The 21,733-nt window shown below is 75.0% G+C and carries 28 protein-coding genes and 1 tRNA gene; 7 read left to right on the forward strand and 22 right to left on the reverse strand.

Annotated elements, in window-relative coordinates:
- Nucleotides 1–29: 29 nt before the first annotated feature.
- Complete coding sequence (locus O2W14_RS07470; RefSeq protein ID WP_269175437.1) at nucleotides 30–1,109, reverse strand: EAL domain-containing protein; 1,080 nt, start codon at nucleotides 1,107–1,109, stop codon at nucleotides 30–32.
- Between the two features lie 120 nt (nucleotides 1,110–1,229).
- Here O2W14_RS07470 and O2W14_RS07475 point away from each other — a divergent pair, with 120 nt between their 5' ends.
- Nucleotides 1,230–1,859, forward strand: a complete 630-nt coding sequence (locus tag O2W14_RS07475) for a TetR/AcrR family transcriptional regulator (RefSeq protein WP_269175438.1) — start codon at nucleotides 1,230–1,232, stop codon at nucleotides 1,857–1,859.
- Nucleotides 1,860–1,881: 22 nt separating this feature from the next.
- Here O2W14_RS07475 and O2W14_RS07480 read toward each other — a convergent pair whose 3' ends face one another.
- The 8 genes from O2W14_RS07480 to O2W14_RS07515 form a co-directional block, all read right to left on the reverse strand.
- Nucleotides 1,882–4,116, reverse strand: a complete 2,235-nt coding sequence (locus O2W14_RS07480; RefSeq protein ID WP_269175439.1) for a heavy metal translocating P-type ATPase — start codon at nucleotides 4,114–4,116, stop codon at nucleotides 1,882–1,884.
- Entirely contained in the window at nucleotides 4,113–4,307 is a 195-nt protein-coding gene (locus O2W14_RS07485) for a heavy-metal-associated domain-containing protein (protein ID WP_331253582.1), read from the reverse strand. Before O2W14_RS07485 ends, O2W14_RS07480 begins: the two co-directional genes overlap by 4 nt.
- A gap of 34 nt (nucleotides 4,308–4,341) precedes the next feature.
- Nucleotides 4,342–4,635: a metal-sensitive transcriptional regulator gene (locus O2W14_RS07490; protein ID WP_269175441.1), complete on the reverse strand. Its 294-nt coding sequence runs from the start codon at nucleotides 4,633–4,635 to the stop codon at nucleotides 4,342–4,344.
- A 50-nt stretch (nucleotides 4,636–4,685) separates the two neighbouring features.
- Entirely contained in the window at nucleotides 4,686–5,393 is a 708-nt protein-coding gene (locus O2W14_RS07495; protein WP_269175442.1) for a hypothetical protein, read from the reverse strand.
- Nucleotides 5,394–5,439: 46 nt separating this feature from the next.
- Complete coding sequence (locus O2W14_RS07500) at nucleotides 5,440–5,859, reverse strand: DUF427 domain-containing protein (RefSeq protein WP_269175443.1); 420 nt, start codon at nucleotides 5,857–5,859, stop codon at nucleotides 5,440–5,442.
- Nucleotides 5,860–6,037: 178 nt separating this feature from the next.
- Nucleotides 6,038–6,313 (reverse strand): DUF3618 domain-containing protein, encoded by a 276-nt coding sequence (locus O2W14_RS07505; RefSeq protein WP_269175444.1) that lies wholly within the window; start codon nucleotides 6,311–6,313, stop codon nucleotides 6,038–6,040.
- Between the two features lie 81 nt (nucleotides 6,314–6,394).
- Nucleotides 6,395–6,985 carry a QsdR family transcriptional regulator gene (locus O2W14_RS07510; RefSeq protein ID WP_269175445.1) on the reverse strand — a complete coding sequence of 197 codons (591 nt, stop codon included), beginning with the start codon at nucleotides 6,983–6,985 and terminating at the stop codon, nucleotides 6,395–6,397.
- A 116-nt stretch (nucleotides 6,986–7,101) separates the two neighbouring features.
- Nucleotides 7,102–7,977 carry an alpha/beta hydrolase family protein gene (locus tag O2W14_RS07515; RefSeq protein WP_269175446.1) on the reverse strand — a complete coding sequence of 292 codons (876 nt, stop codon included), beginning with the start codon at nucleotides 7,975–7,977 and terminating at the stop codon, nucleotides 7,102–7,104.
- A 254-nt stretch (nucleotides 7,978–8,231) separates the two neighbouring features.
- Between O2W14_RS07515 and O2W14_RS07520 the strand changes: the two genes are divergently transcribed.
- Nucleotides 8,232–8,312, forward strand: a tRNA-Leu gene (locus O2W14_RS07520).
- 1 nt (nucleotide 8,313) lies between these two features.
- On the opposite strand, the gene O2W14_RS07525 is transcribed toward O2W14_RS07520, so the two are convergent.
- The 4 genes from O2W14_RS07525 to rph all read right to left on the reverse strand — a co-directional run bounded on the left by O2W14_RS07525 (nucleotide 8,314) and on the right by rph (nucleotide 11,179).
- On the reverse strand, nucleotides 8,314–9,234 hold the full coding sequence (locus O2W14_RS07525) for a DUF6910 family protein (RefSeq protein WP_269175447.1): 921 nt from the start codon (nucleotides 9,232–9,234) through the stop codon (nucleotides 8,314–8,316).
- Nucleotides 9,235–9,275: 41 nt separating this feature from the next.
- A complete protein-coding gene (locus tag O2W14_RS07530; RefSeq protein ID WP_269175448.1) occupies nucleotides 9,276–9,782 on the reverse strand; it encodes a hypothetical protein in 507 nt (168 codons plus the stop codon).
- A gap of 69 nt (nucleotides 9,783–9,851) precedes the next feature.
- Entirely contained in the window at nucleotides 9,852–10,460 is a 609-nt protein-coding gene (gene rdgB, locus O2W14_RS07535) for an RdgB/HAM1 family non-canonical purine NTP pyrophosphatase (RefSeq protein ID WP_269175449.1), read from the reverse strand.
- Nucleotides 10,457–11,179 carry a ribonuclease PH gene (gene rph / locus O2W14_RS07540; RefSeq protein WP_269175450.1) on the reverse strand — a complete coding sequence of 241 codons (723 nt, stop codon included), beginning with the start codon at nucleotides 11,177–11,179 and terminating at the stop codon, nucleotides 10,457–10,459. The genes rdgB and rph overlap by 4 nt, the downstream gene beginning before the upstream one ends.
- A gap of 121 nt (nucleotides 11,180–11,300) precedes the next feature.
- Between rph and O2W14_RS07545 the strand changes: the two genes are divergently transcribed.
- The 3 genes from O2W14_RS07545 (at nucleotide 11,301) to gndA (ending at nucleotide 13,813) form a co-directional block, all read left to right on the forward strand.
- On the forward strand, nucleotides 11,301–11,705 hold the full coding sequence (locus O2W14_RS07545) for a YjbQ family protein (RefSeq protein WP_269175451.1): 405 nt from the start codon (nucleotides 11,301–11,303) through the stop codon (nucleotides 11,703–11,705).
- A 45-nt stretch (nucleotides 11,706–11,750) separates the two neighbouring features.
- Nucleotides 11,751–12,239, forward strand: coding sequence for a thioredoxin-dependent thiol peroxidase (gene bcp, locus O2W14_RS07550; RefSeq protein WP_269175452.1), 489 nt, complete (start codon nucleotides 11,751–11,753; stop codon nucleotides 12,237–12,239).
- A gap of 137 nt (nucleotides 12,240–12,376) precedes the next feature.
- On the forward strand, nucleotides 12,377–13,813 hold the full coding sequence (gene gndA / locus O2W14_RS07555) for an NADP-dependent phosphogluconate dehydrogenase (protein ID WP_269175453.1): 1,437 nt from the start codon (nucleotides 12,377–12,379) through the stop codon (nucleotides 13,811–13,813).
- Nucleotides 13,814–13,834: 21 nt separating this feature from the next.
- On the opposite strand, the gene O2W14_RS07560 is transcribed toward gndA, so the two are convergent.
- The 7 genes from O2W14_RS07560 to O2W14_RS07590 all read right to left on the reverse strand — a co-directional run bounded on the left by O2W14_RS07560 (nucleotide 13,835) and on the right by O2W14_RS07590 (nucleotide 19,048).
- Nucleotides 13,835–14,806, reverse strand: a complete 972-nt coding sequence (locus O2W14_RS07560; RefSeq protein ID WP_269175454.1) for a DNA polymerase domain-containing protein — start codon at nucleotides 14,804–14,806, stop codon at nucleotides 13,835–13,837.
- Between the two features lie 93 nt (nucleotides 14,807–14,899).
- Nucleotides 14,900–15,640: an MBL fold metallo-hydrolase gene (locus O2W14_RS07565; RefSeq protein ID WP_269175455.1), complete on the reverse strand. Its 741-nt coding sequence runs from the start codon at nucleotides 15,638–15,640 to the stop codon at nucleotides 14,900–14,902.
- Entirely contained in the window at nucleotides 15,637–16,470 is an 834-nt protein-coding gene (murI, locus tag O2W14_RS07570; RefSeq protein WP_269175456.1) for a glutamate racemase, read from the reverse strand. The genes O2W14_RS07565 and murI overlap by 4 nt, the downstream gene beginning before the upstream one ends.
- Before the next feature lie 38 nt (nucleotides 16,471–16,508).
- The gene (locus O2W14_RS07575) at nucleotides 16,509–17,162 is read right to left on the reverse strand and encodes an HAD-IA family hydrolase (protein WP_269175457.1); all 654 of its coding nucleotides are present in this window, start codon (nucleotides 17,160–17,162) and stop codon (nucleotides 16,509–16,511) included.
- Nucleotides 17,162–18,112 carry a PLP-dependent cysteine synthase family protein gene (locus O2W14_RS07580; RefSeq protein WP_269175458.1) on the reverse strand — a complete coding sequence of 317 codons (951 nt, stop codon included), beginning with the start codon at nucleotides 18,110–18,112 and terminating at the stop codon, nucleotides 17,162–17,164. Before O2W14_RS07580 ends, O2W14_RS07575 begins: the two co-directional genes overlap by 1 nt.
- A 43-nt stretch (nucleotides 18,113–18,155) precedes the next feature.
- Nucleotides 18,156–18,434 (reverse strand): MoaD/ThiS family protein, encoded by a 279-nt coding sequence (locus tag O2W14_RS07585; RefSeq protein WP_237493593.1) that lies wholly within the window; start codon nucleotides 18,432–18,434, stop codon nucleotides 18,156–18,158.
- Between the two features lie 140 nt (nucleotides 18,435–18,574).
- Nucleotides 18,575–19,048 carry a M67 family metallopeptidase gene (locus tag O2W14_RS07590; RefSeq protein ID WP_269175459.1) on the reverse strand — a complete coding sequence of 158 codons (474 nt, stop codon included), beginning with the start codon at nucleotides 19,046–19,048 and terminating at the stop codon, nucleotides 18,575–18,577.
- A 112-nt stretch (nucleotides 19,049–19,160) separates the two neighbouring features.
- Here O2W14_RS07590 and O2W14_RS07595 point away from each other — a divergent pair, with 112 nt between their 5' ends.
- Entirely contained in the window at nucleotides 19,161–19,517 is a 357-nt protein-coding gene (locus O2W14_RS07595; protein WP_269175460.1) for a hypothetical protein, read from the forward strand.
- Here the strand turns inward: O2W14_RS07595 and O2W14_RS07600 are convergent.
- Entirely contained in the window at nucleotides 19,456–19,953 is a 498-nt protein-coding gene (locus tag O2W14_RS07600) for a DUF2017 family protein (protein WP_269175461.1), read from the reverse strand. The genes O2W14_RS07595 and O2W14_RS07600 overlap by 62 nt on opposite strands.
- 1 nt (nucleotide 19,954) lies before the next feature.
- Nucleotides 19,955–20,251, reverse strand: coding sequence for an ATP-dependent Clp protease adapter ClpS (gene clpS, locus O2W14_RS07605; protein WP_163610883.1), 297 nt, complete (start codon nucleotides 20,249–20,251; stop codon nucleotides 19,955–19,957).
- A 63-nt stretch (nucleotides 20,252–20,314) separates the two neighbouring features.
- Here clpS and O2W14_RS07610 point away from each other — a divergent pair, with 63 nt between their 5' ends.
- On the forward strand, nucleotides 20,315–21,607 hold the full coding sequence (locus O2W14_RS07610; protein WP_269175462.1) for a nicotinate phosphoribosyltransferase: 1,293 nt from the start codon (nucleotides 20,315–20,317) through the stop codon (nucleotides 21,605–21,607).
- The last annotated feature ends 126 nt before the right edge of the window (nucleotides 21,608–21,733 follow it).

Below are 21,733 nucleotides of genomic sequence, written 5' to 3' on the forward strand. Positions count from 1 at the left end.
CGGCTCGGACGGCGGACGGGCGCGGGCCGCTAGACCAGGACGAGCTCGGGCTCGGACTCCGGCTCCGGGCGCACCGGGTGGCCGAAGAGCCAGCCCTGCCCGAGGTCGGCGCCCACGGCCCGCGCCCGGTCGGCCATCAGCTCGGACTCCACGCCCTCGGCCACGACCGTGCCGCCGTGCAGGTGGGTGAGCTCGGTCAGCGCCCGGGCGATCGCGTTCGGTCCGGGCTCGTGCAGCCGGGCGACCAGCGCCTTGCTGAGCTTGACGACGTCCGGGCGGACGACCGACACCAGCGCCAGGCCGGACCAGCCGACGCCGACGTCGTCCAGGGCCACCCGCCAGCCCAGCGAGCGGTGGTGCTCCAGCACCGACAGCAGGTGCTCCCGGTCGGTGACCGCGTGCGAGGCGACCACCTCGAACACCAGCTGCCGCGGGTCGATCCCGGCCTCGTGCACGGCCCGCTCGGTGCTGGCCAGGCAGACCGAGGGCCGGTGGACCGCCGCCGGGTCGGAGTTCACGTACAGGTCGGCGCCGCCCAGCCAGCCGGCGGCGTGGCTGATCGCGGCCTCGCGGGCCAGCCGGTCGAGCCGGTCCAGCCAGCCGCCGCGCTCGGCGAGGAAGAACAGGTCGCCCCCGCCGACCTCGCGGCCGTCGACCCGGCCGCGCAGCAGCGCCTCGTGCCCGACCATCCCGCCGGAGGTCAGCGACATGATCGGCTGGTAGACCGGCCACAGCTCGGCCCCGGTGAGCAGGCCCATCTCCACGGTGATGCCGCGGCGGGCCAGCTCGACGGCCAGCGTCGGCGCGGTGAGCAGCCGGGTGGCCAGCGCGACGCCGTCCGCGGGCGGGTCGGTGGTGACCCGCACGGCCTGGGTCTCGGCGGAGGTCAGCTCGCGGGCCAGCCGCTGGAGCAGCCGGTCGATCCGCCGGCCGCCCTCGTCGTCGACGACGTCCAGCAGCCCCGGTGCGGTGCCGATCCGCAGGCCCATCGCCCCGGCGACCCGGGAGATGCTGGGCAGCACGTGGGTGAGGGTGCTGGCCAGGAGCAGGCGGCGGGCAGACCGCGGGGTCTCCCACGAGGGACGCACGGAGTCGACGGGGCCGGTCACGGCAGCAGGATGACCGACCACCTCCGTGACCAGCCGCAGGCGCGCGGTCGCTGAGCGCAGTGGGGCAGGTGGGGCCCGGCTCACAGTGGGAACGATGATCAACCGGACTAGTGTCTAGTCGTGTCCGACCCCACCTCCCCTGCCGGCGACCGACCCGGTCGCGGCGGCCGTCCCCGCGACCCCTCCCGGGACGGCGCGATCCGCTCGGCGATCCTCGCGGTCCTGGCCGAGTCGGGGTACGCGGGCCTGACCATGGACGCCGTGGCCGCCACCGCCGGGGTGGGCAAGGCGACGATCTACCGCCGCTGGCGCACCAAGTCCGACCTGGTCGCCGACGCCGTCGCCGACCTGAGCGCCTCCTCGATGACGCTGCCGGACACCGGGTCGCTGGAGGGCGACCTGCGCCTGCTGCTGCACGGGCTGGTGTCGGCGGTCAACGGGCCACTGGGTGCCGCGACGCTGTCGCTGATGTCGGCACTGCCGCACGAGCCGGCGCTGCAGACGGCGTTCCGCAGCGGGCCGATGGACCTGTGGTCGGTCGTGTACCGCCAGGTCTGGGCACGCGCCGTGGCGCGCGGCGAGGTCGACGACTCCGTGCCCGGCAGCGCGGTGTCCTCCTCGGCCAGCGCGCCGATCCTGCAGCGCTGGCTGTTCAGCAGCGAGCCGGTCACCGAGGCCTACGCCGACGAGATCCTGGCCGACGTGGTCCTGCCCCTGCTGGCCGCCCGCCGGGCCGGCTGCCCCGGCTGAGCGGCCGGGGCAGCCGGGCAGGTCAGGCGGCCGACCGGAAGCGGCGCAGCCGCAGGCTGTTGGTCACCACCAGCACCGAGGACGCCGCCATGGCCAGCCCGGCCAGCAGCGGGTTGAGGAACCCGAGCGCGGCCAGCGGCACCAGCGCCACGTTGTAGGCGAAGGCCCAGAACAGGTTGCCCTTGATCACCGCGAGGGTGCGCCGGGCCAGCCGGACGGCGTCGACCGCGGCGTCGAGGTCGGCGCGCACCAGGGTGAGGTCGCTGGCCTCGATCGCGACGTCGGTGCCCGAGCCCATCGCCAGCCCGAGGTCGGCCTGGGCGAGTGCGGGGGCGTCGTTGACGCCGTCGCCGACCATGGCGACCACCCGGCCGCGGGCCTGCAGGTCGCGGACGACGTCGACCTTGCCGGCCGGCAGCACCCCGGACACCACCTCGTCGGGGGCCAGGCCCACGGCGCGGGCGACCGCGGCGGCGGCCCCGGCGTTGTCGCCGGTCACGAGCACCGGCGCCAGCCCCAGCGCGCGCAGCCGGGTGATGGCCGCGGCGCTGCTGGGCTTGACGGTGTCGGCGACGACCAGCACCCCGCGCACCTCGCCGTCCCAGGCGACCCGGACGGCGGTGCGCCCGGCGGCCTCGGCGGCGTCGGCGACGGCGGCCAGGTCGGCCGGCACCGGCGGCAGGTCGCCGCGGCAGCCGATGACCAGGTCGTGGCCCTCGACGGTGCCGGTGACGCCGATGCCGGCCTGGCTGGCGAAGCCGGTGACCGGCGCCAGCGGTGCACCGGCTGCGGCGACGACGGCGCGGGCGATCGGGTGCTCGCTGCCGGCCTCGACGGCCGCGGCGAGCCGCAGCGTGTCGGGGTGGCCGGCGACCTCGACCAGGCTCATCTGCCCGGTGGTGACGGTGCCGGTCTTGTCCAGCACCACGGTGTCGACCCGGCGGGTGCTCTCCAGCACCTCCGGGCCCTTGATCAGCACGCCCAGCTGGGCGCCGCGGCCGGTGCCCACCAGCAGGGCGGTGGGGGTGGCCAGGCCCAGCGCGCACGGGCAGGCGATGACCAGCACGGCGACGGCGGCGGTGAACGCGGCCGTGACGTCGCCGGTGAGGAGCAGCCAGCCGAGCAGGGTGCCCAGCGCGATGACCAGCACCACCGGCACGAACACCGCCGAGACCCGGTCGGCCAACCGCTGCACCTGCGCCTTACCGCTCTGCGCCTGGGTGACCAGGCGGCCGAGCTGGGCCAGCGTGGTGTCCGCGCCGACCCGGGTGGCCTCGACGACCAGCCGGCCACCGACGTTGACCGTCGCGCCGGTGACCCGGTCACCCTCGGCGACCTCCACCGGGACGCTCTCCCCGGTCAGCATCGACAGGTCGACCGCGGAGCTGCCGCTCACGACGAGACCGTCGGTGGCCACCTTCTCCCCCGGCCGGACGACGAAACGGTCGCCCACGGCGAGCTCGGCGATCGGCACGCGCACCTCGACGCCGTCCCGCAGCACGGCGGCCTCGCGCACCCCGAGCTCGAGCAGCGCGGCCAGCGCGGCGCCGGAGCGGCGCTTGGCGCGGGCCTCGGCCCACCGGCCGGCGAGCAGGAAGACGGTGACCGCCGAGGCGACCTCCAGGTAGATCTCGTGCGTGCCGGCGCCGCGCTCGGGCAGCAGGGTGAAGCTCATCCGCATGCCCGCCATGCCGGCGTCGCCGAGGAACAGCGCCCACAGCGACCACAGGTAGGCCGCGGTGATGCCGATCGAGACCAGGGTGTCCATGGTGCTGGCGCCGTGCCGGGCGTTGACGACGGCGGCGCGATGGAAGGGCCAGGCCCCCCAGAGCACGACCGGGGTGGCCAGCGCCAGCGCCACCCACTGCCAGTTGGTGAACTGCCAGGCCGGCACCATCGACAGCAGCACCACCGGCAGCGCGAGCACGGTGCTGACCAGCAGCCGCTGCCGCAGTGCGGACTCGGGGGCGACGGGCTCCTGCTCGTCGTCGTCCGCCGGCGGGGTGGGGAGCGCGGCTGCGTACCCAGCGGCGCTCACGGTCTCCAGGAGCCGGTCGGTGACGACCCGGGCCGGGTCGAACCGGACGGTCGCGGCCTCGGTGGCGTAGTTGACGCTGGCCTCGACGCCGTCGAGCTTGTTGAGCTTCCGCTCGATCCGGTTCGCGCAGCTGGCACAGGTCATCCCGGTGATGTCGAGGCGGACCTCGTCCAGCGGCGCCGGCGCCTGCGACCGGGCCGCCTCCGGCCCGGCGCTCATGCCGGCTGCGCGGTGTAGCTGCCGGCCTCGGCGACGGCGGCCTGCACCTGCTCGGGCGTCACGTCGCCGACGACGTGCAGCCGGCCGGTGGCCAGGTCGACGTCGACCTCGGTGACGCCGAGCTCGCTGACCTCCTCGGTGACCGAGGCGACGCAGTGCTGGCAGGTCATACCGGTGACGGTGAAGTCCATGGTGGGCACAGGGGGCTCCTTGTGGTCGGTCGGGTCAGGAACGGACGAGCCGGGCGATGGCGGCGGAGGCCTCGGCGATCTTGGCGTCGGCTGTGGCGCCGTCGTCGGCGGCGCTGCTGGCCACCGCGTCGCGGACGCAGTGGGCCAGGTGGTCGTCGAGCAGGCCGAGTGCGACCGCCTGCAGCGCCTTGGTGGCCGCGGAGACCTGGGTCAGCACGTCGATGCAGTACGTGTCGTCCTCGACCATCCGTGCGATGCCGCGGACCTGGCCCTCCACGCGCTTGAGGCGCGCGAGCAGCTGGTCCTTCTCCCCCGCGTAGCCCGTCATGCGACCGAGGGTACCCCCCGGGGGTACCCTCGCGCCAGCCCGGGCGGTGGTCAGCCGACCGAGACGCAGAGCCCGCCCGGGGCGTCGAGGCACGACGACGCCGGCCCGCCCACCACCGTCCACGGTCCGTCGCGGCCGGAGCCCCCGGCCACCGGGTCGCGCAGGTCGGTGAGCGCCACGGTCAGCCCGGTGAGGGCGTCGTCCGGGGCGTCGGGGCCCACGACCAGGTACGCCGTCACGGTGGTCGCCTCCGTGGCGCCCAGCACGAGGTGGTCGGCGGACGGCGTCCGGTCACCGTCCCGGCAGTACCAGACGTCGCTGTCCGAGGACTCGACGAACAGCCCCACGACGCCGGCGTCCACGGCCGGACCGCTCACCGAGACGCCGGCGGAGACCACCGTCACCGCGCCCGGGCGGTCGGTGAAGGTGAGGTCGACGGCGAGGTGGCGCGTCGTCGCCTCCTCCAGGCCACAGTCGGTGGGGAACGTGACGTCCAGGGGCGGCAAGCCGGCGGTCACCGGGTGCGCGTCGACCAGCAGGCTGCCGCGGAACGGCCCGCCGGGCAGCTGCCGGTCGTCGAGCAGCTGCGCGGTGAGCACGGGGGTGGCCGGCGGCGGGGTCGGGGTCGGGCGCGGGGTGGTCGACACCGGGGCGGCGACCGGGGTGACCGGCGGGTGGGCCAGCTCCTCGAGGAAGCCGCACCCGGTCAGGACCGAGGACGTCACCAGCCCGAGGACCAGCAGGGCTCCCCGTCGCATGGCCGGGGAGCATGACAGCTCCGCCCCCGCCGGGCCAGCACCCCGGTCACCAGCCGCGGGTGCCGGGCTCCCCCTTGAACGGGCCCACCACGTCGGCGGTGATCCAGCCGCCGTAGAAGTCCCCGGCCTGGGCGCGCACCGGCTCCCCGTCGACCGTCGCGCCGTCGACCCTGCTCGGGTAGAAGGCGACCGCACCGGCCAGGTGCTCGTAGCCGGGCGAGGGCCGCTCGTAGGACCAGGCGACCGAGGGGTGGCGGACACCGTCGACGACGAGGTCCCAGTAGGTGGCCTGCCCCTTGAACTCGCACCACGAGGAGCCGTTGCCGCGCTCCAGGACGCCGGGGACGACGTCGTCCCGGGGCACGTAGTAGACCGGCGGGTGACTGGTCTCGCAGACGCGCACCGCGCGGTCGGTGGTGGCGACGACCTGCCCGCCGGCGGTGACCTCGACACGGCGGCCGGTCACCTGCGCCGACGGTGGGCGGGGATAGTCCCAGACGGACTCCTGGCCGGGACCTGCGGGATCGGGTGTCGGGTGCCTCACGGCCCCGAGTGTGCCCCCGCCGGACGCCGCGTGCGGGCCGCGTGGGCCCGCGACCGGACACCCCCTCCCGCACGCGGCGGGCAGGGGTGCCGGGAGGCGGTCAGCGCCGGCGGGTGTGCCCGACCACGACCTTCGCCCGCCGGCGGTTGCGGACGCGGCGGACGACCTTGGTGGTCACCACGAGGGTGACGACCAGGCCGAGGGCGCTCTCGACGGCGATGCCGGTCGGGCTGGCGAGGAAGGCCTGCGCCTTGGCCTTGCCCTGCGCCTTCAGCCGGGTCGGGTTGGTGCGGTACGCCAGCTCGTCCAACGTCGACCCGAGGGACTCTCGGGCGGCGTCGATCTCCTGCTGGATCTGCTCGGGGCTGCGTGGCACGGGCGACAGCCTGCCAGATGCCGGCCGCCTCGGCCGATCGGCCGCCTCCGCACTCCCCCTCCCGCGCGACGGGGACACCCGTCAGGGGGAGGGGAGCCCGAGCACGCCGGTCACCAGCGCGTCCAGGACGGTGGTCGCCGCCGCCAGGTCCGGGGCCCGGGACACCAGGACGTCGGAGTACAGGAACGACTCCCCCAGCCGGACGACGGCGAGGGCCAGGACCGGCAGCGGCACGAGCGGCACCAGCCCGAGCTCGTCGACGTCCCGCTGGAACAGGTCGGTGTAGGCCTCGACCAGCCGCGGCTGCACCCGGCCCCCCGGATCGGTGACGATGCGCAGCGTGGTCGTGGGCTCCTCCTCGAGGAGCCGCTTCAGCGCCGGGGCCAGGCTCACCAGGTGCCGGTGCTCCTCGGCGATCTCCAGCGAGCGCATCCGGCTCGGTGGCGTGGCGTCCGGCGGCCGGGCGTCGTGCACCTCGGTGGCGATCAGGAGCGCCCCCCGCGCCAGCACCCAGAGCGCCTCGCCCAGGATCGCGTCCCGGTTGCCCACCCGCCGGAACAGCGTCACCCGGGAGATCCCCAGCTCCGCGGCGAGCGTCGAGGTGTCCAGGCGCTCACCGCGCAGCAGCGTGTGCGCGGCGGCGCGGACGACCTCCTCCGGGGGCGCGATCACGGCGGGGAGCGTAGGCGAGGACCGGCCACCTCCCGGTCCTCGGCGTGCCAGGGCCGGACGTGGCGGAGGGCGGCCGCCGTGTCCCCACGGCGACCGCCCCCCTCAGCGACGTGCGGTCACACCGGGCAGGTGGACCGGCTGTCGGAGACCGGGCCGGTCAGCGTGACGCTGGGGCCGGGGCACAGGAACTGGCTGTACCGGGTGTCGGCGTCGACCCACCGCTTGAGCCAGGCGATCGACTGGGCGGCGATCGTGGTGTTCGCACTGTTCGGGGCGAAGTGGCTGGCGTTGTTCAGCTCCACGTACGCCCGCTCCGGGGCGTTGGTCAGCGACTCGTAGAACGGGATGGAGTGGCTGTCCACCGGCGCGACGGTGTCCTCCTCCGCGCCGATCACCAGGGTGGGGGTGCGGACCTCCGGCCAGCTCTTGTCGGTGTTCCAGCCGGTCAGCGGGATGGCCGCGTCCAGGGTGGGCCGGTCCTTGGCCGCCTCCAGGGTGCCACCGCCGCCCATCGAGTGGCCGATGACCGCCAGCCGGTCGGGGTCGACCCGGCTGCGCACCGAGCTGACCGTGGTCAGGTGGTCCAGCGCCGCCAGCAGCTGGTCGCCGCGCGCGGCCGGCTGGTCGTAGCGGGAGTTGGTGTCGAACACGATGACCACGAAGCCCTGCGAGGCGATCCGCGGGCCGAGCCACGCGACGCTGGACCGGGCAGCGGTGTAGCCGGGCGCGATCGCCACGCCCCCGAACGTGCCCTGGGTGGTGGAGGTCGGGTAGTAGATCGTCGCTGCGCCGAAGCCGCGGGTCGACAGGTCCGACACGGTCGTGGACGTGGTGGCGAAGGGGCCGGTCGTGGCGCTGACGCTGGCCTGGGTCGGGGCGGGACCCCGCCACCAGGAGGGATCGGCACTGGCGGTGCCGGGCGCGGTGAGGAGCGTGGCCAGCGCCACGGAGAGCACGGTGAGCGTGCTCGCCAGGGGACGTGGGAGGTGCATCGTCGTCCTCTCGGGAGCCGTGGGCGCTGCTGCACCACGGCGGGGGGAAGGGACCTGCGCGCACCGCCGCTGGCGTCCGTCCGGTGAGCTGCCTCACGTCGGTGCGTGATCGGACCGTAACCAGGTGCCCGGGGACGGGTCAACGGTCTGGCGGAACAAAATGCTCATCTGTTCCACGGCGTTCACGTCCCGTCGACCGTCCTGCCCCGGCCAGGACGACCGGGGCGCCCTGCCCTCCTAGACTCCTGGCTCACGCGGGAGTGGTGTAACGGCAGCCACGCCAGGTTTAGGTCCTGGTGCCCTCGGGCGTGCGGGTTCGACTCCCGCCTCTCGCACTCAGCCGAGGTCGACGCCGAGCTCCAGCAGCACCGACGGGGCGTCCGGGTCGTCGGCGTCGACCACGGCCAGCAGGTCGGCACGCCCGGCACCGGCGGAGCGCAGCGCCAGCCCCTCGACCTTCAGGACCCGGCCGGCCACCTCGGGCAGCGGGACGACGGACTGCACGGTCGTCCCGTCGACGAGCACGAGGGCCGCGGCCACGACCGGGCCGTCGTCCACGGCGTTCGGGGTGTCCTCCGCCGCCGCGCTGAGCAGCAGCCGCCCGTCGGGCAGCGCCACCGCGTCGGTGACGGCCAGGCCCACGCCGGCCACCTCGCCCAGGTCGAGCACACCGGGGGCGGTGACCGGGACCCCGGCAGGGTCGGTGACCCCGAGGACGGCGTCGACCAGCGCGTCCAGCGGGACGTCGACGCCGGCCGAGGGCACGCCGGCGGCCAGGTTGCCGCGCTGGAACCAGCGCACCGTGCCGGCTGAGCGACTGGCGCCCTCCAGGTTCAGCTGGTCCATCGGCGTGCCCAGGACCGCGGCGACCCGTGCGTACAGCGGGCCCAGCTCCGCGGCGGCGACCACCGGCTCGCCGTCCACCAGCCGGACCAGCACCCCGCGCATCCGCTGGGGCGTGGAGCCCGAGCCGAGCAGCAGCACGGCCGGCTCGCCGTCGACCTCGGCCGGGCAGGCCACCTCCAGGTCGGGCTTGAGGTGCTTGGTCCCGGCCGCCTCGGCGAACCGGTCGTGCCCCTCCACCGGCGGGAGCAGCCGCACGGGGCGCACGCCGTCCGGGCGCACCCAGGCGGCGGAGGTGGCGTCGTCCTGGGCCACCAGCCAGCCCCCGCCCAGCGGCGCGATCGCCGAGGCGGCCGTCACCGGGCTCCCGTCGTCGAACCGGAGCTCGCGGACGCCGTCCGCCGTCACCCGCATGCCGTCACTGTGCCGCCCCGACCCGCCGGGCGCCCGGCGGGTCAGGGGCCCTGGCGCCGGGACCGCCGGCCGGGACCCGCCCACTCGAGCACCAGCGTCTCCCCCGGCGGCAACGCCGCCCAGGACCGCTGCGCCACCCGCAGCGCCGCCGCTGCCGCGTCCAGCCGCGCCGCTGGGTGCCCGGACCCGGCGACCTCGGCCGGGAGCACCTCCGCGCCCCGGGCCAGCCGGCCGACCACGTCGGCCAGCTGCTCCGCCTGCTGGATGCGGCTCCCCCGCTCACGCTTCAGCGCCGCCGACCGCTCCGCCGCGTGTGGCGGCTGGCGGCCCGTGACGTGCCGCATGCTGTGCCACACCACGCCGTCGGCGACACAGCCCCAGATGCCGTCGGGCACCTGCAGCTCCTGCTCCACCAGCGCGTGCACCAGGTCGTGCGGCAGGTCGGCGCCGCCCCCGGCGCCGCGCATCTCGAAGACGACGCCGTCGTCCCGCTCAACCCGGGTCTCCACCGGACGCCGGTCGGTCATCCGCCGGAAGGTCAGCCGCACCTCGCCAGGATCGGACCCCGGTCAACCGGTTTCCGGGGCCCGGGACGTGCCGGCGGCCCGGCGATGGGGTCAGCGCCCCCCGAGCACCTCGGCGACCACCGGCAGCAGCGCGGTGAACGCCTGGCCGCGGTGGCTGCGCGCGTCCTTCTCCTCCGGCGACAGCTCCGCCGAGGTCAGCTCCAGCCCGTCGGGGACGAAGACCGGGTCGTAGCCGAAGCCGTGGGTGCCCCGGCCCTCGCCGATCACCCGGCCGCGCCACTCCGCGCGCAGCACGTGCTCGAACCCGTCGGGGGTCACCAGCGCCGCGGCGCAGACGAACGCCGCACCGCGCCGCTCCTCGGGCACGTCGGCGAGCTGCCCCAGCAGCAGAGCGGTGTTGGCCGGGTCGTCGCCGTGCCGGCCCGACCAGCGCGCGGACAGCACGCCGGGCATGCCGTTGAGCGCGTCGACGGCGATGCCGGAGTCGTCGGCCACCGCGGGCAGGCCCGTGTACCGGACCGCCTCGCGGGCCTTGAGCAGGGCGTTGTCCTCGAACGTCGCGCCGGTCTCCGGGGCTTCCGGGTACTCCGCGACGTCGCGCAGGCCCAGCACCTCGACCCCGGGGACGGCGGTGGTCAGCAGCCGCTGCAGCTCGGCGAGCTTGCCGGCGTTCCGGGTGGCGAGCAGCAGCCGGCTCATGCCGAGAGGGCCTGCTGCTGCAGCACGGTCAGCTCGGCGCACCCGGCCACGGCGAGGTCGAGCAGCCGGTCGAGGGTGGGCCGGTCGAAGACCGCGCCCTCCGCCGTCCCCTGGACCTCGACGAAGGTGCCGTCGGCGGTGCACACGACGTTCATGTCGGTGCCGGCGCGCACGTCCTCCTCATAGGCGAGGTCCAGCCGCGGCTCGCCGTCGATGACGCCGACGCTGATCGCGGCGACCGACTGGGTGATCGCCGTCGGGCGGGCCAGCTTCTTCCGCTCCCCCAGCCAGGACACGGCGTCGGCCAGCGCCACGTAGGCACCGGTGATCGCCGCGGTGCGGGTGCCGCCGTCGGCCTGCAGGACGTCGCAGTCCAGCGCGATGCTGTTCTCCCCCAGTGCGGACAGGTCGATGCTGGCCCGCAGCGAGCGGCCGATGAGCCGGCTGATCTCGTGGGTGCGGCCGCCGACCTTGCCCTTGACCGACTCGCGGTCGTTGCGGGTGTGGGTGGCCCGCGGCAGCATCGAGTACTCGGCGGTGACCCAGCCCAGGCCCGAGCCCTTGCGCCAGCGCGGCACGCCCTCGGTGACGCTGGCCGCGCAGAGCACGCGGGTGCGGCCGAACTCGACCAGCACCGAGCCCTCGGCGTGGTCGAGCCAGTTGCGGGTGATGGTCACCGGGCGGAGCTGGTCGGCACTGCGGCCGTCGGGGCGGGTCACGCCGTCCGAGGGTAGTGCCGGCGGCGACCGCGACCCGCTCCGCCGTTGTACGCCGGTGGTCGCCTCCCGGGCCGGGACACGACCACGAGCGCACAGCGGGTGCCTCTGCGAGGCTCCTGCCATGCGATCGGAGCTGCGAGCCGTCCGCACCGGGGGCGTGCCCTCGGTGGTCGACCTGACCGACGAGTGCGCGGAGTTCGTCCGCGGCGAGGGCGACGGGCTGCTGCAGGTGTTCGTCCCGCACGCCACCGCCGGCATCGCGATCATCGAGACCGGCGCCGGCAGCGACGACGACCTGCTGGCCCAGCTCGACCAGCTGCTCCCCCGCGACGACCGCTGGCGTCACCGGCACGGCGCCGCCGGCCACGGCCGCGACCACGTGCTGCCGGCCTTCGTGCCGCCGCACGCCACGGTGCCGGTCCTGGAGGGCCGGATGACCCTGGGCACCTGGCAGCGGATCTGCTTCGTCGACACCAACATCGACAACCCGACCCGGCACGTGCGCTTCAGCTTCCTGGCGGGCTGACCAGCCGGTCCGGCCCCCGCGGCGGGGATGCGGGAAGATGCGGCCATGACCGAGACGAGCGTCGCCCCCGTCCGCCTCGCGCCCGGTGACCGGGCGCCGGAGTTCAGCCTGCCCGACGCCGACGGCACGCCCGTCTCGCTGGCCTCCTACCGGGGCCGGCGCGTCATCGTCTACTGCTACCCGGCGGCGCTGACCCCGGGCTGCACCACGCAGGCCGTCGACTTCACCGCCGCCGCCGGCGACCTCGCCGAGGCCGGGCTGGACATCATCGGCATCTCCCCCGACGCCCCCGACAAGCTGCGCAGCTTCACGGAGAAGGAGGGGCTGCACATCACCCTCGTCTCCGACCCGGACAAGACGGTGCTCACCGCCTACGGCGCCTACGGCCCGAAGAAGCTCTACGGCAAGGAGGTCGTCGGGGTCATCCGGTCGACGTTCATCGTCGACGCCGAGGGCCTGGTCGAGAAGGCCGCCTACAACGTCAAGGCCACCGGCCACGTCGCCAAGCTGATGCGCGACCTCGGGATCGCCTGAACAAGGACCCCGCTGCCCCCCGCCAGTCGTTCCTCGCGGCGGGCCCCTGCAGCGGGGCCGGGGCCGGTGGGGGTCCTGGTCGTCCCTGGGCGCGGCAGACCCTGGCAGGACGGCGGCGGGTCGGGCAGGGTCGGGGCATGAGTGATCAGATCGGCGTCACCGGACTCGCCGTCATGGGCGCCAACCTCGCCCGCAACCTCGCCCGGCACGGCCACCAGGTCGTGCTCCACAACCGCAGCCAGGCCCGCACCGACGCCCTGGTCGAGGCGCACGGCAGCGAGGGCGACTTCGTCCCGACCGGCTCCGTGGCCGACTTCGTCCAGACCCTGCAGCGGCCGCGCAAGATCATCATCATGGTCAAGGCCGGCGCCCCGACCGACGCCGTCATCGACGAGATCGCCCCGCTGCTGGAGGAGGGCGACGTGCTGATGGACGGCGGCAACGCCCTGTTCACCGACACGGTCCGGCGCACGGAGGCGCTGTCGGCCCAGGGCCTGCACTTCGTGGGCACCGGCATCAGCGGCGGCGAGGAGGGCGCGCTCAACGGCCCGAGCATCATGCCCGGCGGCTCCGCGGAGGCCTACGAGCTGGTCGGCCCGCTGCTGGAGTCGATCGCGGCCGTCGTCGACGGTGAGCCGTGCTGCACCCACGTCGGCGAGAGCGGCGCCGGGCACTTCGTGAAGATGGTGCACAACGGCATCGAGTACGCCGACATGCAGCTCATCGCCGAGGCCTACGACCTGCTCCGCCAAGGGCTGGGCATGAGCCCGGCCGAGATCGGTGACGTGTTCGCCGACTGGAACACCGGCGACCTCTCCAGCTACCTGATCGAGATCACCGCCCAGGTGCTGCGGCACACCGACGCCGAGACCGGCCGCCCGTTCGTCGACGTCGTGGTCGACGAGGCCGAGCAGAAGGGCACCGGCCGCTGGACCGTGCAGTCCGCGCTGGACCTGGGCGTGCCGGTCAGCGGCATCGCCGAGGCGGTCTTCGCCCGCGCGCTGTCCGGGCACCGCGAGCAGCGGCGGGCCGCGCAGCAGGTCCTCCCCGGGCCGGACCGGGAGTGGGACGAGCAGGTCGCGGACCGGGACGCCTTCGTCGAGTCGGTGCGCCAGGCGCTGTACGCCTCCAAGGTGGTCGCCTACGCCCAGGGGTTCGACCAGATCACCCAGGGCGCCGACCAGTACGGCTGGGACATCGACCGGGCCGCGCTGGCCCGGATCTGGCGCGGCGGCTGCATCATCCGGGCCGACTTCCTCGACCGGATCGCCCAGGTGTTCACCGACGAGCCCGACGTCACCACGCTGCTCACCAATGCGTACTTCCGCGATGCGGTGAGCGTGGGCCAGGAGGGCTGGCGCCAGGTCGTCGCCGGGGCGGCGCGCCACGGCGTCCCGGTGCCCGGCTTCGCCAGCGCGCTGTCCTACTACGACGGGCTGCGCGCCGAGCGGCTGCCGGCCTCGCTGATCCAGGGGCTGCGCGACCTCTTCGGGGCACACACCTACCAGCGCGTGGACAAGGAGGGCGCGTTCCACACGATGTGGGGCGAGGACGGCCGCGAGGTCAGCGCCTGAGCTCGTCCCCGGGAGGCCGGTTCACGCACCGGCCTCCCGGGCGGCGCGGGCCCGCCGCTTGCCCTCGTGCATCGCCGCCACCCGGGCGACCGGGATCGTGTGGCCCTCGGCGACCAGGTCGGCGGGCAGCTCCTGCGGCTCGGGCTGCGCGTCGGCCCACGGGTCCCGGCCGGCGAAGCGCTCCGCCGCGCCGGCCACGGTGACGTCACCGGGCCGGACCCCCGACGCGTCGTCCCAGTCGGCCAGCTCGGCCCAGGTCACCGGGGCCGACACCGGCAGGCCGGGGCGCACCCGCGGGCTGTAGGCGACCGCGATCGTCCCGCGCCCGGACCGGGTGGAGTCGACGAACACCCGCCCGCCCCGCTCGGCGACGACGTAGGCGGTGGTGGCCAGCTCCGGGTCCAGCGCCGCGGTGCGGGCGGCCAGCGCCCGGGTGGCGGCGGCGACGTCCTCGACCGGCGAGCCGTGCACCGGGACGACGACGTGCAGGCCGGTGGAGCCGCTGGTCTTCACCGCCCCCGCCAGCCCGGCGTCGGCCAGCGCGCGGCGGGCCAGCAGCGCGGTCGCCACGACCCCGGCGAAGTCGCCGTCCTCGGGTGGGTCGAGGTCGAGGACCAGCCCGGTGGGCTGCTCCTCACCGACCCGGCCGAACGGCACGTGCAGCTCCACGGCCCGCTGGTTGGCCAGCCACAGCAGGGTGCGACGGTCCTCGCACAGCACCTGGTGCACCTCGCGGTGCGCGCGGTCGCTCCACGTGGGCACGGTGCGCACCCACTCGGGGGCGCCCTTGGGCACGTCGCGCTGGATGAAGGCCGCAGCACCGGGCCGCACCCGCTTCACCGTCAGCGGACGGCCGGACAGCAACGGCACCAACCGGTCGGCGAAGGCGTCGAGGTGGTCGACCAGGTCGCGCTTGGTGACCTCCAGCCCGTCGCCCAGCGGGGAGTCCAGGCTGCTCAACCGGACGCCGTCCCGTTCCTCCTCGGTGGCCATGCGCTGACGGTGCCGTGCCCGCGGGTGCTCGGCAACCTGCAGTCCGGCCCTCGGGCCCCTACGAGGGGGTCCTCCGACTGATCACCGTCCGCCTCACACGTCGTAGACGCCGGCGTGCCGGGCGAGCTCGCTGGCCGGGAAGACGGCGCGGGCCGCGGCCAGCTGGGCGTCGGCGTCCACCCAGGCCGGGACGTGGGTGACCAGCAGCCGGCCCACCCCCGCCGCGGCGGCGTGCTCGCCGGCCTGGCGGCCGGTCAGGTGCAGCCCGTCGGGCAGGCCCGGGACGTCGGGGTGCGCGGCCTCGGACAGGAGCACGTCGGCGCCGCGGGCCAGCTCGACGACCTCCGCGCTCGGGCCGGTGTCGCCGGTGTAGACCAGGGATCGGCCACCGGCCTCCAGCCGCACCGCGTAGCACTCGACGGGGTGCTGGGTGCGCGCGGTGGTGACCTGGAAGGGGCCGAGGGTCCAGCGGCCCGCGCCGATCGCGGTCACGCCGAACACGTCGTCGATCGACCCGCCGTCGGGGTCGTAGGCGGTCGCCAGCCGGCGGTCGGCGCCCACGGGTGCGTAGAGCGGCACCGTGCGGCCGTCGGAGCGCCCCGAGTAGCGGTGCCAGACGATGAACGGTGCGACGTCCAGGCAGTGGTCGGCGTGCAGGTGGCTGAGGTAGACGGCGTCGACCATCGCCGGGTCGAGCACGCCCTGCAGGGCCCCGAAGGCGCCGTTGCCCAGGTCGAGCAGGAGGGCGAACTCCTCGTGCTCGACCAGGTAGCAGGAGGCCGGTGACGCCGGACCCGGCGCGCTGCCCGAGCAGCCGATCACGGTGAGCCTCACGCCGCCGCCCCCTGTCCGGCGCGCAGCACCTCGTCGACCTCGGGGCCGAGGAAGCGGCGGCCCAGCCGGGCGAAGGGCTCGGGGTCGCCGGTGGCCAGGAACCGGTGCACCGGCGGTGGCCCGTCGGGGTCGCGGAGCAGGTCGGTGCGGGTGAGCACGCGGTAGACGTCCTTGGCCGTCTCCTCGGCGCTGGAGACCAGCGTGACGCCCTCCCCCAGCACCAGCGACAGCACGCCGGTGAGCAGCGGGTAGTGCGTGCAGCCCAGCACGACGGTGTCGACGTCGGCGGCCAGCAGCGGGTCCAGGTAGGACTGCGCCAGCCCGACGAGCTGCCGGCCGCTGGTGGTCCCGCGCTCGACGAAGTCGACGAAACTGGGGCAGGCGGCGCTGGTGACCGTGACCTGCGGGGCGGCGGCGAAGGCGTCGGTGTAGGCGCCGCTGGTGATCGTCGCGGTCGTCCCGATCACCCCGATCCGCCCCGTGCGGGTGGCCGCGGTCGCGCGGCGCACCGCCGGCAGCACCACCTCCACGACCGGCACGTCGTAGCGCTCGCGGGCGTCGCCCAGGCAGGCGGCGCTGGCGGAGTTGCAGGCGATGACCAGCATCTTCACCCCGGCGGCGACGAGGTCGTCCATCACGGCGAGGGAGTGCCGGCGGACCTCGGCGATCGGCAACGGCCCGTAGGGGCTGTGCGCGGTGTCTCCGACGTAGCGGATCGACTCGTGCGGCAGCTGGTCGAGCACCGCCCGGGCGACGGTCAGCCCGCCGACCCCGGAGTCGAAGATCCCGATGGGCGCGTCCGCCCCTGCCGTCGTCCCGTGGCTGTTCATCTCGCCCGCCAGGCTAGCGAGCCGGTACGACGGTCCGCTCAGCCGCGGAGCAGCGTGGCGGCGGGCAGCAGCAGGCCCGTGCCGGTCCAGCGGACCCCGGTCAGGTCGCGGACCACCGCGGTCGCCGCCGTGTCCAGCGCGAGCTCGCCGATGCCGAGCACCGCGCAGCCGGCGGCGAGCCCGGCGGCCACGCCGCTGGGGCTGTCCTCCAGGACGACGAGGTCCGTCGGCGGCAGGCCAAGCCGGGAGGCGCCGGTCAGGTAGGGCTCGGGGTGCGGCTTGCCGGCCGTGACGTCCTCGGCGGTGACCAGGACCTCGGGCAGCGGGACGCCGGCGGCGGTCAGCCGGGCGCCGGCCAGGTCGCGCACCCCGGACGTGACGACCGCCCACGGGACGCCGTCCAGCTGCGGGACCAGCTCCAGCACCCCGGGGACGGCGGTCGTGCTGCCGACGTCCTCCAGCTCCAGGCGGGTGATGTGGGCGACCGCCGCGGGCACCGCGTCGGCGCCCAGGAACAGGGCGACGGTGTCGGCGGCCCGGCGACCGGGGACGGCGAGCATCACCTCGACCGGGTCCAGGTCGTTCTCCATCGCCCAGCGGGTCCACGACCGCACGACGCTGACCTCGGAGTCGACCAGCACGCCGTCGTTGTCGAACAGCAGCCCCCGGGCGGGGAGGAAGTGGTCGCCCATCAGGCCCACAGCTGGCCCTCGAGCGCGGCCGAGGCCTCGTCGAGGGTGCCGGCGTAGGCGCCGGTGGAGAGGTACTTCCACCCGCCGTCGCAGACGATGAAGACGATGTCGGCCTTGCGGCCGGCCGCGACCTCCTTGTCCGCGATGCCCAGCGCGGCGTGCAGGATCGCCCCGGTCGAGATCCCGGCGAAGATGCCCTCGCGCTCCACCAGCTGGCGGGTGCGGTGGATCGCGTCGTCCGGGCCGACCGAGAAGCGCGAGTCGAGCAGGTCGGCGTCGTAGAGCTCGGGGATGAAGCCCTCGTCGATGTTCCGCAGCCCGTAGACGAGCTCGCCGTAGCGCGGCTCCGCGGCGATCACCTGGACCTCGGGCTTGTGCTCCCGCAGGTACCGGGAGACCCCCATGAGGGTGCCGGTGGTGCCCAGGCCCGCGACGAAGTGGGTGATCGAGGGCATGTCGGCCAGGATCTCCGGGCCGGTGCCGGTGTAGTGCGCCTCGGCGTTGGCCGGGTTGCCGTACTGGTACAGCATCACCCAGTCCTCGTGCTCGGCGGCCAGGCCCTTGGCGACCGCTACGGCCTGGTTGCTGCCGCCGGCGGCCGGGGAGCTGATGATCTGCGCGCCGTACATCTCCAGCAGCTGACGCCGCTCGATCGAGGTGTTCTCCGGCATGACGCAGATCAGCTGGTAGCCGCGCTGGCGGGCGACCATGGCCAGGGAGATGCCGGTGTTGCCGCTGGTGGGCTCCAGGATGGTGCTGCCCGGCGACAGCCGCCCCTCCTTCTCCGCCGCGTCGATCATCGCGATGGCGGCCCGGTCCTTGATGGAGCCGGTGGGGTTGTGGTCCTCGAGCTTGGCCCACAGCCGCACGTCAGGGGTGGGCGACAGCGACGGCAGACCCACCAGCGGGGTGTTGCCGAGCGAGTCGACGAGGGAGGCGAAGCGGGCCATGAACGGGTCTCCTGGGGAGTGGGTGCCGGGTGGGGAGGCCCGGTCAGCAGCCGCCGGCGACCGCGGGGAGGATCGTCACCGAGTCGCCGTCCTTGACGGCGGTGTCGAGGGCACCGGTGAAGCGCACGTCCTCGTCGTTGACGTAGACGTTGACGAAGCGGTGCAGCTTGCCCTCCTCGGTGACCAGGCGGTTCTTGATCCCGGGGTGCTGCGTGTCGATGTCGTCGACCAGGGCGCCGAGGGTGGCGCCGGAGCCCTCGACGGTCTTGTTGCCGCCGGTGTGGGTGCGCAGGATGGTCGGGATGCGGACCTGGATGGCCATGGCGGGAGAGCTCCTTCTCGCGGGGTGGGGGTGTGCACGCGCAGCGCGCGCGGGTGTGACGACTGTCCGGGGGAACGCCGGTCCGCGACCGGTGATTCCGCCGGTCGCCTGAGCCCTCCTGCAGCTGCAGGAGGGCTGCGTCACTCGTAGACGACGGTGGTCGGCGAGTGGCCGAACAGGTAGGACTCGACGACGTCGACGTCCTCCTCGGTGACCTGACCGTCGACGATCCGGAAGCTCCGGAACTCGACGTCGTCACCGGCCAGGCCGGTCTGCGCACCGTGCTCACGGGTCGAGACCAGCACGTAGTGCGCCTCGGGCTCGGACGCGTAGCTGACGTCGGTGCGCGAGGGGTAGGCCTCGGTGGCGGTGTGCGAGTGGTAGACGACCACGGGGACCTCGTCCCGGTCGTCCATGTCGCGGTAGAGCCGCAGCAGGTCGGCGCTGTCGAACTCGTAGAACGTGGGCGAGCGCGCCGCGTTCAGCATCGGGATGTGCCGCTCGGGCCGGTCGCTGCCCTCGGGCCCGGCGACGACGCCACAGGCCTCGTCCGGGTGGTCCCGGCGCGAGTGGGCCACGATGGCGTCGTAGGTCGCGCGGTCGATGCGCAGCACGGGCTCAGTCTAGGCCGCCGGGCCGGGGGCCCCGCCGGTCCCCCTCCCCCAGGGGTGAGGCCACACCCGGGGAGGCCGCGTCGCACGCCCCGGGGCGCTAGCGTCGGGTCCCGTGGTGGTCGAGGCGCTGATGGTGGCGGGCGTGCTCCTGCTGCCGGTGCCGGCCCTCGTCCTGGGCGCGACCCGGGTGCGGCACCGGCTCGGGAGGTCCAGCGTCCACGAGCGCGCCGACCGGGTGGAGCTGGCGCTGCTGGTGACCGGCCGGCTGCTCGGCCTGCTGTTGCTGCTGGTGCTGTCGGTGGTCACCCTGCTGGCCTGCATCGGCGGGATCGTCCGGGAGCGGACGCTGCCGAGCCTGGTCTACGTCTTCTTCGTCGCCGACCTGCTCGTCGCGAGCCTGGTGCTGCTCACCGTCGGCCGCCGCGGCCGGCGACCAGCGCGTCGATCAGCGAGCCCTGCACGGCGGTGAGCCAGTAGTAGACGGCCAGCTGGGAGCCCTCCTCGCCGGCGGGGTCGTCCGGCGGCTCGGTCTCGGCGGTGATCTCCAGCCGGGTGCCCAGCGCCAGCCGCAGGTCGTTGGTGGTGCGCAGCCAGGCCCGCGCCTGGTCGGCGTCCAGCCGCACCTCCCCGCCCTCGAAGGGCAGGGTGGCCCGCACCATGGCCAGGTCGTCGGCCTTGCCGCTGCGCAGCCCGGCCTCGGTCAGGTCGCGGTAGTCCGCGGCCATCTCCGGGTCGCCCACGTGCCCCGGCGGCAGCAGCCGCTCGACGACCGGGTCGCCGCCGGTGTCGTCGGGATCGGCGGCCAGCAGCTGCTCGAGCTGGTCGAGCAGCAGGCTCACGATGTCCACCTCGGCGGCCACCAGCTTGGCCACCAGCACGTCGCCCTTGCGGCGGAACGGCCGCATCTCAGGCGTCCTTCTGGTAGGTGGCCCACAGGCCGTAGGCGTGCAACCGGCTGGTGTCGTGCTCCATGCGCTCCCGCGGGCCGGAGCTGACCACGGCCCGGCCCTCGTGGTGCACCTGCAGCATCAGCTTCGTGGCCGTGGCCTCGTCGTAGCCGAACAGCTCCTGCAGCACGAAGGTCACGTAGGTCATGAGGTTCACCGGGTCGTCCCAGACCACGGTCACCCACGGGCGGTCGAGGTCGGACTCCTCCCGGCTGACGGTCTCCGGCGTCCACACCGGCGCGAGCGGTCCGGCCACGTGATCACTGTAGGACGCCTCCCCCGGGGCGGCGCGGACGGTGGGCACCTATCGTCTGCGTCCATGTCGCCGAGCCCGCTCAGCCCCGCGCTCCTCACCGACCGCTACGAGCTGACCATGCTGGCGGCCGCGCTCGCCGACGGCACCGCCGACCGCGACTGCGTGTTCGAGGTCTTCGCCCGCCGCCTCCCGCACGGCCGCCGCTACGGCGTGCTGGCCGGGACCGGACGGTTCCTGGAGGCCCTCCCGCACTTCCGGTTCGGCGAGGACGAGCTGGCCGCGCTGACCGCGCAGGGCATCGACGACCCGCGACTGCTCGACCACCTGGCCGGCTTCCGCTTCACCGGCGACGTCGACGGCTACGCCGAGGGCGACCTCTACTTCCCCGGCTCCCCCGTGCTCACCGTGCGCGCCCCGTTCGGCCAGGCCGTGCTGCTGGAGACCCTCGCGCTGTCGGTCCTGAACCACGACAGCGCGATCGCCGCGGCCGGCGCCCGCATGATCGGTGCCGCCGCCGGCCGCCCGTGCATCGAGATGGGCTCCCGGCGCACCCACGAGGAGGCCGCCGTCGCCTCGGCCCGGGCCGCCGCGCTGGTCGGCTTCTCCGCGACGTCGAACCTGGCCGCCGGCGCCCGGTACGGCATCCCCACCACCGGCACGAGTGCGCACGCCTTCACCCTGCTGCACGACGACGAGGCCGCGGCCTTCCGCGCCCAGCTGGCCACCCTGGGCACCGGGACGACGCTGCTGGTCGACACCTACGACACCGAGCAGGGCATCCGGACGGCGGTCGAGGTCGCCGGCCCGGAGCTGGGGGCCGTACGGCTGGACTCCGGCGACCTGGCGATCGAGGCCACCCGGGCGCGCGCACTGCTGGACTCCCTGGGCAACACCGGCACCCGGGTCATCGTCACCAGCGACCTGGACGAGTACGCCATCGCCGCCCTGGCCGCCGCCCCCGTCGACGGGTACGGGGTGGGCACCTCGCTGGTCACCGGCTCGGGCTCCCCCACCGTCGGGATGGTCTACAAGCTCGTCGAGCGGGACGGCGTGCCGGTGGCGAAGAACTCCGAGGGCAAGCGCTCGGTGGGCGGGCGCAAGACCGCCGTCCGCCGGCACGCCGCGGACGGGACGGCCACCGCCGAGGTGGTCAGCGCCGGGCCGGTGGCCGCCGCGGCGCACGACCGCGAGCTGCTCGTGCCGCTGGTGCGGGCCGGTGAGGTGGTCGACCCGCGGAGCCCGGCCGAGACGCTGGCCGCCGCCCGGGAGCTGCACGCCCGGGTGCGGGGCACGCTGCCCACCGAGGCGTGGTCGCTGTCGCGGGGCGAGCCCGCCATCGACACGGTCACCGCCTGAGGGAGGACCCCCTCACCCCCGGCCCCGTCGCGAGGCTCGTCCCGAGCGTGCGAGGGACGAGGAGGACGGGGTCCTCCCACTCGCGGCGGGGCCCTGCAAGGGGGTCGACCTCGCTGCGCTCGGCGA

It is taken from the genome of Modestobacter sp. VKM Ac-2986, from assembly GCF_026967795.1.
Taxonomy (GTDB): domain Bacteria; phylum Actinomycetota; class Actinomycetes; order Mycobacteriales; family Geodermatophilaceae; genus Modestobacter.